Source organism: Acidovorax sp. HMWF018, assembly GCF_003061035.1.
In the GTDB taxonomy this organism is placed as follows: Bacteria; Pseudomonadota; Gammaproteobacteria; order Burkholderiales; family Burkholderiaceae_C; genus Acidovorax; species Acidovorax delafieldii.
On the sequence record NZ_QAIM01000614.1, the window covers coordinates 1 to 2,553 of the forward strand.

The 2,553-nt window shown below is 65.1% G+C and carries 4 protein-coding genes; all 4 read left to right on the plus strand.

The genetic code is table 11. From position 1 onward, the window contains the following. The coding region (locus DBR23_RS26135; protein ID WP_304466247.1) for a helicase C-terminal domain-containing protein at positions 1–561 on the plus strand (561 nt) is incomplete at its 5' end. 62 nt (positions 562–623) lie between these two features. After that, positions 624–980, plus strand: coding sequence for a zinc ribbon domain-containing protein YjdM (locus DBR23_RS26140; RefSeq protein WP_056743179.1), 357 nt, complete (start codon positions 624–626; stop codon positions 978–980). A 148-nt stretch (positions 981–1,128) separates the two neighbouring features. Beyond that, the gene (locus tag DBR23_RS26145; protein WP_108500044.1) at positions 1,129–1,632 is read left to right on the plus strand and encodes a pyridoxamine 5'-phosphate oxidase family protein; all 504 of its coding nucleotides are present in this window, start codon (positions 1,129–1,131) and stop codon (positions 1,630–1,632) included. Positions 1,633–1,929: 297 nt separating this feature from the next. Further along, positions 1,930–2,355 carry a CopG family transcriptional regulator gene (locus DBR23_RS26150; protein ID WP_108500045.1) on the plus strand — a complete coding sequence of 142 codons (426 nt, stop codon included), beginning with the start codon at positions 1,930–1,932 and terminating at the stop codon, positions 2,353–2,355. Positions 2,356–2,553 lie beyond the last annotated feature (198 nt).

Genomic DNA, 2,553 nt, shown 5'->3' on the forward strand with positions numbered 1-2,553 from the left:
AACGCCGCACAGTTCACCACCGAGATGGTCGATGCGCTGCTGCACGACATTGCCCGGGTGGAATACGGCGCGCTGGTGCTGTTCACCTCGCGCGAGCAGATGCGACAGGCCGTGGACGCATTGCCCACCGCCATGCGCAGCGTGGTGCTGGTGCAGAACGCGCTGCCGCGCACGCAGCTGCTGCGCCGCCACCGCGAGCGTGTGGAGAACGGCGAGCCCTCGGTCATCTTCGGCATGCAGTCGTTTGGCGAGGGGCTGGACCTGCCCGGGCGCCTGTGCGAGTCGGTCTTCATCACCAAGCTGCCTTTTGCCCCGCCCGATGACCCGGTGGGCGAGGCCCGCGCCGAATGGCTGCGCGCCGTGGGCCGCGACCCCTTCAGCGAGCTGGTGGTGCCCGCCACCGCCATCCGCCTGGCGCAGTGGGTGGGCCGCGCGATCCGCACCGAAGAAGACATGGCGCATGTGTACTGCTACGACAAGCGCCTGACGCGCACCAGCTACGGCCAGCGGCTGCTCAAAGGGCTGCCGCCGTTTGCGCTGGAGCAACGTGCGCCGCTGTGAAGCGGCGACACTTTGCGCACCCATTTCACAATCACTACAACAACGACAGAGAGGACCCCACCATGCCCCACACCGTTCCCGCCTGCCCCCAGTGCGGCCAGGAGAACACCTACCCGGATGGCAGCAACTATGTGTGCCCCGACTGCGCCTTTGAATGGCCGCAGGTGGCCGATGCAGCGGACGCCGACGCCGATGCAGGCGACGGCATCGTCCGGGATGCCAATGGCAACCCGCTGGCCGACGGCGACGCGGTGATCCTGGTGAAAGACCTCAAGGTCAAGGGTTCGTCGTCCACGCTCAAGAAGGGCACCAAGATCAAGAGCATCCGCCTGGTCGATGGTGCCGATGGCCACAACGTGGACTGCAAGACGGACCTGGGCAGCATGCTGCTGAAGTCGGAGTTCTTGAAGAAGGCCTGATGGAGGAGGGCGGCGCCCCTGTGTCAGACAACCGCCCACAGGCATCGGCGTTCCCCGCCGACGCCCTGGCCGCCCCGTGGTGCCTAGAGTCAATCGATTGCAGTGCCCGCACTCTTCGATCGATTCCCTACCACCTGCTGGAGGCCCCATGCACCCCAACTCCCCCGCCCACGACACCTTGTGGAAGCTCATCAAGGACATCCGTTTTGGCATGCTCACGCACCGCACGTCCACAGGCATGCTGCACGCGCACCCGCTCACCACACAAAACCGGCAGCTCGATGAACAGGCCGAGCTGTACTTCTTCATCTCCCAGTCGGGCGAGCTGTACGAACGCCTTTTGACCGATGGCGAGGTGAATGTGTCGTACGCCGACCCGGGCGAGGACCGCTATGTGTCCGTGTCAGGCCAGGCGCGTTTTGTGGACGACCGCGCGCTCAAGGAAGCCCTGTGGTCGCCCATAGCCAAGGCGTGGTTCCCCGGCGGAGCGACCGACCCGGACCTGGCACTGCTGGTGGTGCGCGTTCGCCACGCCGAATACTGGAACGTGGACGAGAGCAAGATGGTGCAGCTGTTCCAGATGGCCAAGGCCGCCTTCACTAGCGAGCCGCCGCGCAGCCTGGGTGAACACAAGGAACTCACGCTGTTCTGAGCGCCTGTGGACGATCCCTCGGGATCGGCCTGCAGGGTGTGTGTTGAGCGCCTTTCCCCAGGGCGGTGCAGCATCTGCACCGCCATCCTGTGGGTCCCCGGGGCAAATTTCAGGCAAAACCGGGCGCTAGCGCTACTGAAACATGGCTTGTTTGCTACCATTTTAGTAGTGAACGCATGCAGTACCTCCTGGGGCCCGTAGGCCTCATTTTTTGTGGGCAGCTCTTGCAAAGCAGCCAACCACCATCCATATTCCATCCATACACCATCTGTCTGGATGTTTTTTGGAGTGTGCTTGATGAGCAACCTGGTTCCCACCGCCCCCGCACGCAGCAAGGTGCCCGAGTCCGAGAAGGTCACCATCAACCTCGGTTTTGTGGACCTGGGCCACATTGACCTGCTGGTGTCCGAGGGCTTTTACGCCAACCGCACCGACTTCATCCGCACCGCCATCCGCAACCAGCTGACCGCCCAGAACGACGCGGTGCGCCAGGTGGTGGCCCGCAAGATGCTTGTGCTGGGACTGCAGCGTTTTGGCCGGGCCGAGCTGGAGGCCGTGTTGGCGGCAGGCCAGGCGCTGGAGATCCGTGTGCTGGGCCTGGCCAGCATCGACGACGACGTGCCGCCCGCACTGGCGCAGGCCACGATCGCCTCGGTGACGGTCTTGGGCGCGTTCCACGCCAGTACGGCCGTCAAGGCCGCGCTGGCCGGGCGCATGCATTGAATCCGTACACAAACCGCAGCGCGTCGCCCGTGCCCGCACCCACCACCAAGGAGTCCCCATGGACTGGAACCTGAACCTCAAGCGCCTGATGGGCGAAGCCACCCAGCTGGTGCGCAGCGGCCAACTAGCCAACGCCACGCGGGCCATCCAGCAAACCCTGGGCGAGGCAGTGGCGCGCCATGGCCCCCCTCCCGCACC